We start from the raw sequence: 12473 nt of genomic DNA, 5'->3' as shown, positions 1-12473 counted from the left end.
TCAGACCGGCTTCTTGCCGAAAACGCGGATGTATTCGGCGACACCGCCCTTGGCGAGCGCCTTGGCCTGCTTGACCCAGTCGTCGCGGTCGATGCGGCCTTGGAAGGAAAGATAGCCGTCGACCCACTCGCGCTCGGCCTTCTTCCACGACGCGACCTGCGCGAAGGTGAAGATGCCCAGCGTATGCAGGATGCCCTCGATCTTCGGACCGACACCGGAGATCAGCTTGAGGTCGTCGACAGCGGCCGGCCTGTCGATGCCGGCCGGACGGTTCTTGTCCTCAAGCGATGGCTTTGCCGGCTTTGCCATGGGCACCTTGGCCTCCGGCGCCTTGAAGGCGGTGGCCGGCGCGGCCTTGGCGGTCGGACCGCTGCGCTGCTTGGAAACCTTCTCGACCTCGGGGGCCGCCTTGTTGGCATTGACGGCCGAATGCCGCGGCGCCGAAACGCTAGCCGCCTTCTCCGCCGCCGGCGCCACCTTGGTCTTCGAGGGTGTCTTCAATGCCGGGCTGGTCTCGGCCGCATCGGTCTTCGGCTTGCTGGCATTGGACGGCGCGACAGGGGCAGTGGCGGGTGCCGGAACAGGCGCCGCGATGATCGCGTCGGGCGCCGCCTTGGCGGCCTTGGCTGCTTCCCTGGCGTCCCGGTCCCGGGTCGACTTGAGGATCGCCTTTTCGCTCTTCAGCGTGGTGAGGCCAGAGGCCGGCTCCGAGCCGGTGCGGCCGTTCTGCGGTCCCGGCGCCACCGAGGCGCCCTTGCCCGCATCATAGAGGTCGATGATTTCGGCCAGCCTTTCGGGTGTCAGGTCCTCGAACGTGTCCTTGAAGACCATGACCATCGGCGCGTTGACGCAGGCGCCGAGGCACTCGACCTCCTCCCACGACAAGGTGCCCTTGTCGTTGGTGTGGAACTGGTCGTGATGGATTTTTGACCGACACACATCCATCAGCGCTTCCGAGCCGCGCAGCATGCAGGGCGTGGTGCCGCAGACCTGGATGTGCGCGCGCGTGCCGACGGGATTGAGCTGGTATTGCGTGTAGAAGGTCGCGACCTCGAGCCCGCGGATCCGCGGCATGCCGAGCATGTCCGAAATCGTCTCGATCGCCGCCTTGGTGACCCAGCCTTCCTGCTCCTGCGCTATCATCAGAAGCGGAATGATCGCCGACTGCTCCCGGCCCTTCGGGTATTTCTTGATCCATTGCTTCGCCGCGGCCGCGTTTGCCCGGTTGAAGGCGAAGGAGGCTGGCTGGACGCTGGCTTCTGCGAGACGGCGGACTGACATTTAGCGATCGACCTCACCAAACACGATGTCGAGGGAGCCAAGGACGGCGGTGACGTCGGCCAGCATGTGGCCGCGGCACAGGAAATCCATGGCCTGCAGATGCGCGAAACCAGGTGCGCGCAGCTTGCAGCGGTAGGGCTTGTTGGTGCCGTCGGAGACCAGGTAGACGCCGAACTCGCCCTTCGGCGCCTCGACGGCCGCATAGACCTCGCCGGCCGGCACGCGATAGCCCTCGGTGTAGAGCTTGAAGTGGTGGATGAGCGCTTCCATCGAGCGCTTCATCGCCTGGCGCTTCGGCGGCACCACCTTGCCGTCGAGGTTCGACACCGGTCCGGTGCTTTCCTTGCCGAGCAGGAGATCGACACACTGGCGCATGATCTTCGCGGACTGCCGCATCTCTTCCATGCGCACCAGGTAGCGGTCGAAGCAGTCGCCGTTCTTGCCGATCGGAATGTCGAAATCCATTTCCGAATAGCATTCATAAGGTTGCGACTTGCGCAGGTCCCAAGGCGAGCCCGAGCCGCGCACCATGACGCCCGAAAAGCCCCAGGCCCAGGCATCGGCCAGCGAAACAATGCCGATATCGACATTGCGCTGCTTGAAGATGCGGTTGCCGGTGAGCAGCTTGTCGAGATCGTCGAGCGACTTCAGGAACGGGTCGATCCACTTGCCGATATCCTCGACCAGCTGGCGCGGCAGGTCCTGGTGGACGCCGCCGGGGCGGAAATAGGCGGCATGCATGCGCGAGCCGGAGGCGCGCTCATAGAACACCATCAGCTTTTCGCGCTCGACGAAGCCCCACAGCGGCGGTGTCAGCGCGCCGACGTCCATCGCCTGCGTCGTCACATTGAGGATATGCGACATGATGCGGCCGATTTCGCAGTAGAGCACGCGGATCAATTGGCCGCGCCTCGGCACCTCGATGCCGAGCAGGCGCTCGGCGGCCAGCGCAAAGGCATGCTCCTGGTTCATCGGCGCGCAATAGTCGAGCCGGTCGAGATAAGGCACTGCCTGCAGATAGGTCTTGGCCTCGATCAGCTTTTCCGTGCCGCGATGCAGGAGCCCGATATGCGGATCGACGCGGTCGACGACTTCGCCGTCCAGTTCGAGAACCAACCTCAAAACACCATGCGCTGCAGGGTGTTGCGGGCCAAAATTGATGTTGAAGTTACGGACGGAGGTTTCAGCCATTTACTGCTTTGCCTTCTCGTCACCCGGCAGCACGTAGTCCGTACCTTCCCACGGGGACAAAAAATCGAAATTGCGGAATTCCTGCTTGAGCTCGACCGGCTCGTAGATGACGCGCTTGGCTTCGTCGTCGTAACGCACTTCGACAAAACCGGTCAGCGGGAAATCCTTGCGCAGCGGATGGCCTTCGAAGCCGTAGTCGGTCAACAGGCGGCGCAGATCGGGATGGCCCGAGAACAGCACGCCATAGAGATCGTAAGTCTCGCGCTCGAACCAGTCGGCACCCGGAAAGACGCCGGTGATCGACGGCACCATCGTTTCCTCGTCGGCCTGCACCTTGACGCGGATGCGGACATTCTGCCTCGGCGACAACAGGTGATAGACGACGTCGAAGCGCTTGGCCCGCGACGGATAATCGGCGCCGCAGACATCGATGATCGAGATGAACTGGCAGCGCGGGTCGTCGCGCAGGAAGGTCACCACCTCGACCAGGTTTTGCGGCTCGACATGGACGGTGAGTTCGCCATAAGCGAGCACCGCGTCACTGAAGCGGCCAGGCAGCTTCTCGCCGAGATAGGTCGACAGTTCGCTAAGGGATGCGGCCATGGATTTACCGTTCGATCGTGCCGGTGCGGCGGATCTTCTTCTGCAGCAGAAGAATGCCGTAGAGCAGGGCTTCGGCGCTCGGCGGGCAGCCGGGCACATAGATGTCCACCGGCACGACGCGGTCGCAGCCGCGCACCACCGAATAGGAATAGTGGTAGTAGCCGCCGCCATTGGCGCAGGAGCCCATCGAGATGACGTAGCGCGGCTCCGGCATCTGGTCGTAGACCTTGCGCAGCGCCGGCGCCATCTTGTTGGTCAGCGTGCCGGCGACGATCATGATGTCGGACTGGCGCGGCGACGCGCGCGGCGCGACGCCGAACCGCTCCGAGTCATAACGCGGCATCGAGGTATGGATCATCTCGACCGCGCAGCACGCCAGACCGAAGGTCATGAACATCAGCGAGCCGCTGCGCGCCCAGGTGATCAGCGCCTCGGTCGAGGTGACCAGGAAACCCTTGTCGGCAAGCTCGTTGTTGATTTCGAGGAAGAAGGGATCGTCCTGTCCCACCGGCTTGCCGGTGTTGGGATCGATGATACCCTTGGGCTTCGGCGCGACGAGGGTGCCTGAACTGTCGTTCAATCCCATTCCAGCGCTCCTTTTTTCCATTCATAGGCAAAGCCGATGGTCAGCACTGCCAAAAACACCATCATCGACCAGAAGCCGAGCATGCCGATCTTCGAGAAGGACACCGCCCAGGGAAACAGGAAGGCCACTTCCAGATCGAAGATGATGAACAGGATCGACACCAGGTAGAAGCGGATGTCGAATTTCATGCGGGCATCGTCGAACGAGTTGAAACCGCACTCGTAGGCGGAAAGCTTTTCGGGATCGGGGTTGCGGTACGCCACCAGGAACGGTGCGGCCAGCAGCGCCAGGCCGACAACCAGCGCCACGCCGATGAACAGGACGATGGGCAGGTACGAACTGAGAAGTGCGTTCATGCAGCGGCTTTCCGTTGGCGCCAATCCATTTTGATTACAGCACCGGACCTTAATGCGGAAGCGTGACAGTTTAACCGCTGAACCGTTTTAAGGGGCCTATGCTGCAACGCGGCGAGGGTTAGCGCAGCACTTCCAGCGAAGCAAGTCAAACCTTGTTCAAAAGGCGGTGCTGGACGGCATATACGGAGAAACTGGTCCGATACGCTCCTGTTTGATTTCCTTCGCTTTTTACTCCACTTTTCTCTCCTGACATGGATGCCGCCAAAACCCTGCTAGCATGGGCAGGAATCACCCATCAAACGACGGTCAACGAGTTACAAGAGTCGCATCCGAATGAAGGAAAAGATCTCGCTTGCCACCGCCCGGCGCGTCGCGCTCGCCGCTCAGGGTTTTCTCGACCCCCGCCCTAATGGCACGCCCGACCGCCGTCATTTCGCCCGCGTTCTATCCCGCACCGGCCTGCTGCAGATCGATTCCGTCAGCGCGGTGGTGCGCGCGCATTACATGCCGCTCTATTCGCGCCTTGGCCCCTACCCGCTCGCCTTGCTCGACAACGCCGCCGTCACCCGCAAGCGCACGGTGTTCGAATACTGGGCGCACGAGGCCTCCTTCCTGCCGGTGGAGACCTGGCCGCTGATGCGCTGGCGCATGCAGCGCGCCGAGCAAGGCAAAGAGATGTATCTGGGGCTGGCCAAATGGGGCCGCGAGCACGCCGCCTATATAGAAGAGATCTACCGCGAGGTCGTCGCGCGCGGCCCGATCGCTGCTTCCGCGCTCGAAGGCCAGAAAGGCTCGGGCGGCTGGTGGGGCTGGAGCCACGCCAAGCATGCCTTCGAATGGCTGTTCTGGGCCGGGCGCATCACCACGGCGCACCGCCGCGGATTCGAGCGCTTCTATGACCTGCCCGAGCGCGTGCTGCCGCAGGCGATTCTCGACCTGCCCGTACCGGCCGCCGAGGACGCGCACCGCGAATTGCTGCGCATCTCCGCCCGCGCCCATGGCGTGGCGACATCAGGCGATTTGCGCGACTATTTCCGCTTGTCCCCCGCCGACATGAAGGGCCGCCTGGAGGAATTGGTCGAACTCGGTGAGCTGCTGCCGGTGCGCGTCGAAGGCTGGGATAAGCCCGCTTACCTGCACAAGGATGCGCGTCTGCCCAGGAAAATCGACGCCCGTGCCTTGCTGGCCCCGTTCGATCCCGTGGTCTTCGAACGCTCGCGCTCGGAGCGGCTGTTCGATTTTCACTACCGCATCGAGATCTACACGCCGGCCGAAAAGCGCCAATACGGCTACTACGTCCTGCCCTTCCTGCTCGGCGACAGGATCGTAGCGCGCGTCGATCTCAAGGCCGATCGGCCGGCGAGTGTGCTACGCGTCCACGCGGCCTATGCCGAAGCTGGCGCACCGCCTGAAACCGCCGCCCAGCTTTTCGAGGAATTGAAGCAAATGCAGGGCTGGCTCGGGCTTGAGCGCATGGAAGTGACGCCCGCTGGCGACCTCGGACCGTCACTTGCCGACATCGCCATGTCGTAGGCCCGCGTTGACAGTCCTGCCCGCAACAGCCTAAATCCGCTCCAGACGGTCTCTTCTCTTCAATGAGAGGGGCTAAGAGGGAATGCGGTGCGGGATGAAAAATCTCAAATCCGCGGCTGTCCCCGCAACTGTAAGCGACGAGCCAAGGCCGAAAGCCACTGGGAGTTCCCGGGAAGGCGGCTAACCAAGGCGATGACCCGCGAGCCAGGAGACCTGCCGTCCGCGACAACATAATCCGATCGCCCGGCGGGTTTCCGGGCAAGGAGCCCGGTTTTTGGACCAGAACAGCAGTTTTTCGGCTGGCAAAGCGGACAACTCGTCCGCCGACAGCGATGCCTTGTCCGGCGTCACCGTGATCATCTGTGCCTCGTGCCGTGACGAAACCGGCTCCGACGCCCATCCCCGCGCCGGCGAACTGCTCGCGCAGGATACGCGCAACGCCGCCTCGGGCGAAGATATCTGCGTCCGCACCGTCGAATGCCTCGGCAATTGCAAGCGCCGGCTGAGCGCCGCGATCCTGCGCGACGGCTGCTGGAGCTATGTCTTCGGCGACCTGACCACGGCCAGCGGCGCCGACCTTGTCGCCGGCGCGAAGCTCTTCGCCACCTCGACCGACGGCCTCATCCCGTGGCGTGGCCGGCCCGATAGCCTCAAGCGTGGCCTCGTTGCCCGCATCCCTCCCCTCGACATGCTGAAGGACTGACCATGACTGCTCCAGATTCGTCCGCCAACCTTTCTCGCGTTCCCTGCACCGTCGTCACCGGTTTTCTCGGCGCCGGCAAGACGACGCTGGTCCGCCATCTCCTGGAAAACGCCGGCGGCAAACGCATTGCCATCATCGTCAACGAGTTCGGCGACATCGGCATCGACGGCGAGATTTTGAAGGGCTGCGGCATCGACACCTGTCCGGAGGAAAACATCGTCGAATTGGCCAATGGCTGCATCTGCTGCACCGTCGCCGACGATTTCGTGCCGGCGCTCGACCAGATCCTGGCGCTGACGCCGAAGGTCGACCACATCCTGATCGAGACTTCGGGCCTGGCTCTGCCCAAGCCGCTGGTCCAGGCCTTCCAGTGGCCGACGGTGAAAAGCCGCGTCACGGTCGACGGCGTCATCGCCGTGGTCGATGGCCCGGCGCTGGCCGAAGGCCGCGTCGCCAACGACATGGACGCGCTGCAGGCGCAGCGCGCTCAGGATGAGAGCCTCGACCATGACGACCCGGTCGAGGAAGTGTTCGAGGACCAGATCGCCTGCGCCGACCTGATCATCCTGTCGAAGAGCGACCTGATGGACGCCGCAGGCTCAGCCCGCGCCAACGCCATCATCAACGAACACTCCGCCCGCGCCGTGAAGATCGTGCCGACCTCGCATGGCAAGGTCGATCCCTCCGTGCTGCTCGGCCTCGGTCTCGCCGTCGAGGACGACATCGAGAACCGCAAGTCCCATCATGACGGTGCGTTCGACCACGAGCATGACGACTTCGACACCTTCATCGTCGACATTCCCTCGATCGCCAATCCCGACGAGCTGGCAAAGCGCGTCGCCAACGCCGCCGAACAGGAAAACGTGCTGCGCGTCAAAGGCTTCGTCGAGGTCGGCGGCAAGCCGATGCGGCTCTTGCTCCAAGCCGTCGGGCCGCGCGTCAATCATTACTATGACCGCGCCTGGACGGCTGAGGACGATCGTCGTTCGCGCCTCGTCGTCATCGGTCTCAAGGGGCTGAACCGCCCGGCGATCGAACGCATACTCGCCGGCTGATCTCGGACAGGCCGCGATGCACATCCTCACCACGACTTCCGCCTCGCTCGACGATCTCGCCGAGCCGGTCGACCTGCGGCAGACGCCGGCGGATATCGTGGCGCTGTCCTTCACCGACAGCGATCTGGCCGGATTGGCGGAGGCGTGGAAGGCCGATGCTGGCCGCTTGCCCTCGATGCGGCTCGCCGCACTGCGCGACCTGCGTCATCCCATGTCCGTCGACCTCTGGGTCGACAGCGTCGCCCGCCATGCCAAGATCATCCTCGTGCGCATCCTCGGCGGCCACGACTGGTGGCGCTACGGCTGCGACCAGCTCGCCGCGACCGCCCGCGCGCACGGCATTAAACTGGCGCTGCTGCCGGGTGAGAGCCACGACGAGGATCTCCGCCTCATCAAAGCCTCGACGCTGCCGCGCGAGGAGTTGGATAGCCTGCTCGGCTATTTCCGCGAGGGCGGCCCGGCCAATATGAATGCGCTGGTGCGGAGGCTAGCGGGGCTGGCTGGGCAGGATGCGGAAATTGCCGAGCCGGTCGAAGTTCCAAAAGTCGGCTACTACGAGCCCACACGCGGCATCGTCCCCCTCCCCCTCGAGGGGAGGGTCCGGCCGCAGGCCGGGGGTGGGGTCCTCTCCGGAGCGCGCCGACTCAAGGAAACGTCGCCCCCGGTCGTACCGACCCCACCCGGCCCTGCGGGCCACCCTCCCCTCGAGGGGGAGGGAAACGCCACGCCAGTCATCCCGATCCTCTTCTACCGCTCGATGCTGCTAGCCGCCGATGTCGCGCCGATCGATGCCCTTTTCGAAGCACTCACCCAACGCGGCATAACCCCCGTCCCGATCTTCGTCTCCAGCCTCAAGGACCCGGCATCCCTGGCCTTCGTGGAAACCGCGCTCGCCACGCTGAAACCTGCCGCCATCATCGCCGCGACCGCCTTTGCCTCCGGTGCCGAACCCGGCGTCGAGACCCTGTTCGACCGCGCCGGCGTGCCCGTCTTCCAGGTCATCGTCGCCACCACCCGCCGCGACGTGTGGGACAACAATCAGCGCGGCCTGGCGCCCGCCGACCTTGCCATGCATGTCGTGCTGCCCGAACTCGACGGCCGCATCCTGGCCGGCGCCATTTCCTTCAAGGGCGAGAGCGAGACCGATCCGGCACTTGGTCATCGCGCTTTCGCCAATCGGCCGGAACCGGATCGCGTCGCGCACGTGGCGGATCGGGTAGCGGCTTTCATAGAACTGCAGGAAGCGCCCCGCGCGACCCGCAAACTGGCGATCCTCATCCCGGACTACCCAAGCGCCCCCGGCCGCACCGGCTACGCCGTCGGCCTCGACGTGCCGTCCAGCGTGCTGGCCATGCTGCACGACCTGAAGGAGCAGGGTTATGGGGTTGAGGGGATTCCTGAGACGCCGCGTGAGTTGCTGGGTTTGCTGGAGCGCAGCAAGGATGGGCTGGGGCTGGAGGAGTATCTGGACTTCTCGAAGAGCCTGCCTACCGCGGCAATTGCCGCGGTAGAGGCTGCATGGGGAAAAGCCGAAGGGAGAGGCTTGAGCGAGGCGCCCCCCTCTGTCCTGCCGGACATCTCCCCCTCTAGGGGGGTGATTGCGCTCCCATCTCCGCCTTCGCCAATCTCCGATCTTGTAAAGGGAGAGCCGGCGACTAAACTGCCAATCTCCCCCCTTGAGGGGGAGATGTCCGGCAGGACAGAGGGGGGCGCCTCGCTCCAACCTTCACAAAAGGCGGCCGCCCACTTCCCCTTCCGCGCCGCCACCTTCGGCAACATCACGGTCGCCCTCGCCCCCGATCGCGGCCGCTCCGCCGACCGCCGCGCCGACTATCACGACCCGACGCTCCCGCCCCGCCATGCGCTCCTCGCCTTTGGCCTCTGGCTGCGCAAGTCGCTCGGCGTCCATGCCCTCATCCATGTCGGCGCCCATGGCACGCTGGAATGGCTGCCGGGCAAAACCGTCGCGCTTTCGCAAAACTGCTTTCCCGAGATCGTCACCGGTCCGCTGCCTGTCATCTATCCCTTCATCGTCTCCAACCCCGGCGAGGCAGCACAGGCCAAGCGGCGCATCGCCGCCGTCACGCTTGGCCATCTGCCGCCGCCGCTGACCGGTGCCGGGCTCGACGAAAACCAGCACAAGCTTGAACGGCTGGTCGACGAATACGCCCAGGCCGATGGCCTCGACCGCCGCCGCCGCGATCGTCTGGCCAAGCTGATCGTCGAGACCGCGCAGAAAACCGGCCTCGCCTCGGAAGCCGGCGTCGCCAGGACCGACGCACCCGACGAAGCGCTGCGCCGCATCGACGCCTGGCTTTGCGATCTCAAGGATTTTGCCATCAAGGACGGGTTGCATGTCTATGGCCGCGTGCCCGAGGACGAGTCCGACGCCATGCGCCGCCAAAGTGCCGAGGCCGAGAAGGCGGCGCTGCTCGCCGCGCTCGATGGCCGCCACGTCAAGGCCGGTCCGGCCGGCGCGCCGGCGCGGGGCCGTTCCGACGTGCTGCCCACCGGCCGTAACCTGTTCACGTCGGATCCGCGCACCATGCCGACGCCGACCGCCTATGATCTGGGCAAGGCTGCGGCGGAAGAAGTGGTGCGCGGCTACATGCAGTCGCATGGCGACTGGCCGCGCTCGCTGGTCATCGACCTCTGGGGCTCGGCCTCGCTGCGCACCGGCGGCGAAGAGATTGCTCAAGGTCTGGCATTGATGGGCTGCCGCCCGCAATGGGATGCTGCCACCGGCCGCATCACCGGCATCGAGGTGTTGCCGCCGGCCACGCTCGGCAGGCCACGCGTCGACGTCACCTGGCGCATATCGGGCCTGTTCCGCGACATGTTCCCGACCCAGATCGCGCTGATCGATGCCGCCGCCAACGCCGTCGCCGCCCGCGACGAGGAGGATGCGGAAAACCCGCTCGCAGCCAAAACCCGCATTGAGGGCAAGATCAGCCCGCGCATCTTCGGCACCTCGCCCGGCACTTACGGCGCCGGCGTGGAGGATTTGCTGTCGAGCGGCGACTGGAGCGCGCGCGAGGAGATCGGCCGCGCCTATCTCGACGCCACCTCGCATGCCTATGGCGGCGCCGGCGGCGAAGGCGTCTCCGCGCCCGGCGCTTTCGAGGGCCGCATCGCCGAGGCCGACCTTCTCGTCCACACCGGCGACGACCCCGGCCGCGACATCCTCGAAGGCTCGGCCGACGTCGCCTTCATCGGCGGCTTTTCGGCCGCACTCGCAGCGCTCGGCAGGAATGCCGACGTCATCGTGCTCGACACCACGGATCCGCAAAAGCCGAAGCCACGCTCGGTCGGTGAGGCGGTGTCGCGGGTGGTGCGCGCCCGCGCCGTCAACGCGCGTTTCATCGCCGGCCAGATGCGCCACGGCCCGCGCGGCGCTTCCGAATTCGCCGAGACGGTCGACCGGCTGGTCGGCTTTGCCGAGACCACCCATGCCATATCGGGCGCGCTGATCGAGGCCGTGCACGACGCCTATGTCGGCGACGCCGAAGTTCGCGCCTTCATCCTGCGCGAAAACCCGGCCGCCGCGAAAGTCATTGCCGAGCGTTTTCTCTCGGCGCGCCGGCGTGGCCTCTGGCATCCCCTGCGCAACTCCGTCGACGACGACCTTGCCGCCCTGATTGCCGAGGCGGAAGCGCTCGGGGTGGCGGCATGAACGCCTTCTCGCGCCGTGGCGCCTGCCCGGCCCTGTCGGCGCCGATGCAGACCGGCGACGGGCTATTGGTGCGGCTCAACCCGGTTGCCGGAGGCCTATCGCCGAGGCTGTTGATCGCCCTGGCCGAATCCGCCCTGCGACACGGCAGCGGCATCATGGAGGTAACCGCGCGCGGCAGCCTGCAAATACGCGGGCTAACGACGGACAGCGCCGCGCTGCTGGCGGCGGAAGTCGATGCGCTGGGCATTGCGGTGCGCACAGGCGTGCCGGTCGAGACGGGACCGCTGGCGGGCATCGATCCGCAGGAGATCGCCGATCCGCGGCCTATGGCTGAGCGGATCAGGGTGGCGGTCGATGAGGCTGGGTTGACGCAACGGCTGGGGCCGAAGGTTTCGGTCATCGTGGACGGCGGCGGGCAGCTGTCGATGGATGCAGTGACAGCTGATGTGCGGCTGAAGGCGGTGCGAGCCGACAACGACATCGTTTGGAGCGTTTCGATTGCCGGCGACGGCCGAAACGCGAAAATATTGGCCAAGGTCGATGCGGATGCAGCGAGAGACATAGCCGTCGCTGCGCTGAGAATGGTCGCCGAGAAAGGCCGTGAGGCTCACACACGGGATTTGTCGGATCGACAGTTGGTGTCTCTGGCAGGTTGGCTATGCTTGACAAGTTTGCGCGAGGCGCCCCCCTCTGTCCTGCCGGACATCTCCCCCTCAAGGGGGGAGATTGGCAGTTCGGGCGCCGGCTTTTCCTTAACAAGACCGGAGATTGGCGAAACCATCGGTGACAGCGTAATCTCCCCCCTAGAGGGGGAGATGTCCGGCAGGACAGAGGGGGGCGCCTCGCGCAAACCTATCGGCCTTTTCCCTTTGGCCGGCGACACTCTCACCCTCGGCATAGCCCTCCCTTACGGCAGCATGCCGGCGGATAAAATCATCGCCCTCGCCCAAAGCGCCCTCTCCCTCGGCACCACCGAAATCCGCCTCGCCCCAGGCCGCGCTTTGCTCTTCCTCGGCCAGCCGCCGGCCGCCAACCAGCCCCTTCAAGACACGGCCGCCACCCTCGGCTTCGTCACCTCCCCCACCGACCCGCGCACACGCATCGCGGCTTGCCCCGGCACCCCGGCCTGCGCTTCCGGCCGGATCGCCACGCGCGACATGGCCGGGACGATTGCCGCCGAAAACGCCGACATCCTCGACTTCACGCTGCACATTTCCGGCTGCGCCAAGGGCTGCGCGCATCCCGGCCCGGCGGCGCTGACGATCGTCGGCGGCGAAAATGGAGCCGGACTTGTCGTGAACGCGACGGCAAAGGCCCTTCCTGCCGGGTACAGGCCGGGCTATGACGCCGCGCGTGGTTTCAGTCGCGTCGCGGCTGCGATCCGCAGCGCACGATTTCAGGGCGAGACCGCCGCCGCTTGCCTGACAAGGCTCGGGCCGGCCGGCATCGCCGAGGCTTACCGACAGGCCCAAACTAAAAAACGGAAATGAGC

The 12473-nt window shown here is 65.3% G+C and carries 10 protein-coding genes and 1 riboswitch; of the genes, 5 read left to right on the top strand and 5 right to left on the bottom strand.

The annotated features are described in order from the left end of the window. From X743_RS168300 to X743_RS168320, 5 genes are read right to left on the bottom strand one after another with little or no spacing between them, the layout of a single operon-like run. The gene (locus X743_RS168300; protein ID WP_023763312.1) at positions 1-1281 is read right to left on the bottom strand and encodes an NADH-quinone oxidoreductase subunit E; all 1281 of its coding nucleotides are present in this window, start codon (positions 1279-1281) and stop codon (positions 1-3) included. Then, complete coding sequence (locus X743_RS168305; protein WP_013894810.1) at positions 1282-2472, bottom strand: NADH-quinone oxidoreductase subunit D; 1191 nt, start codon at positions 2470-2472, stop codon at positions 1282-1284. Continuing rightward, the gene (locus X743_RS168310; protein ID WP_023763311.1) at positions 2473-3075 is read right to left on the bottom strand and encodes an NADH-quinone oxidoreductase subunit C; all 603 of its coding nucleotides are present in this window, start codon (positions 3073-3075) and stop codon (positions 2473-2475) included. Between the two features lie 4 nt (positions 3076-3079). Then, positions 3080-3661, bottom strand: coding sequence for an NADH-quinone oxidoreductase subunit B (locus X743_RS168315; protein ID WP_013894808.1), 582 nt, complete (start codon positions 3659-3661; stop codon positions 3080-3082). Next, on the bottom strand, positions 3652-4017 hold the full coding sequence (locus tag X743_RS168320; protein WP_010910112.1) for an NADH-quinone oxidoreductase subunit A: 366 nt from the start codon (positions 4015-4017) through the stop codon (positions 3652-3654). Before X743_RS168320 ends, X743_RS168315 begins: the two co-directional genes overlap by 10 nt. A 333-nt stretch (positions 4018-4350) precedes the next feature. On the opposite strand from X743_RS168320, the gene X743_RS168325 reads away from it, so the two are divergent. From X743_RS168325 to cobG, 5 genes are all read left to right on the top strand, one after another. Continuing rightward, positions 4351-5550, top strand: a complete 1200-nt coding sequence (locus X743_RS168325; protein WP_023763310.1) for a winged helix-turn-helix domain-containing protein — start codon at positions 4351-4353, stop codon at positions 5548-5550. Positions 5551-5579: 29 nt separating this feature from the next. After that, positions 5580-5786: riboswitch (cobalamin riboswitch) on the top strand. A gap of 38 nt (positions 5787-5824) precedes the next feature. Further along, positions 5825-6253, top strand: coding sequence for a DUF1636 family protein (locus X743_RS168330; RefSeq protein ID WP_023763309.1), 429 nt, complete (start codon positions 5825-5827; stop codon positions 6251-6253). A 2-nt stretch (positions 6254-6255) separates the two neighbouring features. Further along, on the top strand, positions 6256-7308 hold the full coding sequence (gene cobW, locus X743_RS168335) for a cobalamin biosynthesis protein CobW (protein WP_023763308.1): 1053 nt from the start codon (positions 6256-6258) through the stop codon (positions 7306-7308). Positions 7309-7324: 16 nt separating this feature from the next. Further along, positions 7325-10981 (top strand): cobaltochelatase subunit CobN, encoded by a 3657-nt coding sequence (locus X743_RS168340; RefSeq protein ID WP_023763307.1) that lies wholly within the window; start codon positions 7325-7327, stop codon positions 10979-10981. Continuing rightward, positions 10978-12471, top strand: a complete 1494-nt coding sequence (gene cobG / locus X743_RS168345) for a precorrin-3B synthase (RefSeq protein WP_023763306.1) — start codon at positions 10978-10980, stop codon at positions 12469-12471. The genes X743_RS168340 and cobG overlap by 4 nt, the downstream gene beginning before the upstream one ends. Positions 12472-12473 lie beyond the last annotated feature (2 nt).

This window comes from Mesorhizobium sp. LNHC232B00 (assembly GCF_000502435.1).
Taxonomy (GTDB): domain Bacteria; phylum Pseudomonadota; class Alphaproteobacteria; order Rhizobiales; family Rhizobiaceae; genus Mesorhizobium; species Mesorhizobium opportunistum.
This window is presented reverse-complemented; position numbering and strand designations above follow the sequence as displayed.

Coding starts and splice junctions, on each gene's coding strand:
- X743_RS168300 (WP_023763312.1), bottom strand. CDS start 1,281: ATGTCAGTCCGCCGTCTCGCAGAAGCCAGCGTCCAGCCAGCCTCCTTC.
- X743_RS168305 (WP_013894810.1), bottom strand. CDS start 2,472: ATGGCTGAAACCTCCGTCCGTAACTTCAACATCAATTTTGGCCCGCAA.
- X743_RS168310 (WP_023763311.1), bottom strand. CDS start 3,075: ATGGCCGCATCCCTTAGCGAACTGTCGACCTATCTCGGCGAGAAGCTG.
- X743_RS168315 (WP_013894808.1), bottom strand. CDS start 3,661: ATGGGATTGAACGACAGTTCAGGCACCCTCGTCGCGCCGAAGCCCAAG.
- X743_RS168320 (WP_010910112.1), bottom strand. CDS start 4,017: ATGAACGCACTTCTCAGTTCGTACCTGCCCATCGTCCTGTTCATCGGC.
- X743_RS168325 (WP_023763310.1), top strand. CDS start 4,351: ATGAAGGAAAAGATCTCGCTTGCCACCGCCCGGCGCGTCGCGCTCGCC.
- cobW (WP_023763308.1), top strand. CDS start 6,256: ATGACTGCTCCAGATTCGTCCGCCAACCTTTCTCGCGTTCCCTGCACC.
- X743_RS168340 (WP_023763307.1), top strand. CDS start 7,325: ATGCACATCCTCACCACGACTTCCGCCTCGCTCGACGATCTCGCCGAG.
- cobG (WP_023763306.1), top strand. CDS start 10,978: ATGAACGCCTTCTCGCGCCGTGGCGCCTGCCCGGCCCTGTCGGCGCCG.